Consider the following 227-nt stretch of genomic DNA (forward strand, 5'->3'; position numbering starts at 1 on the left):
GTCAAACGCTGGCCCTTGAATTCCGGAGGACGTTGCTTGGTTTGAAGACCTGGCAGCTCCGCGGCTTCCGTCTCCGCTATCTACTGGCAAAGCTCACGCAGTATATCGACCTGCAGGCATACGGCTCGAGTGCATCGCGCGACCGCCTGTCCGACTACACGGCCGGCGGCAACGACATTGAGCACATCTTGGCATCGAATGCTTCTTTCGAGGCTATGGAAGAGTTT

The 227-nt window shown here is 57.3% G+C and carries 1 pseudogene; it reads left to right on the top strand.

Annotated features, from left to right (window positions below):
* Positions 1 to 41: 41 nt before the first annotated feature.
* Positions 42 to 227, top strand: a pseudogene (locus AF337_RS15645) (DUF262 domain-containing protein); the annotation flags it as partial.

The organism is Rhizobium ecuadorense, assembly GCF_001187535.1.
Classification (GTDB): domain Bacteria; phylum Pseudomonadota; class Alphaproteobacteria; order Rhizobiales; family Rhizobiaceae; genus Rhizobium; species Rhizobium ecuadorense.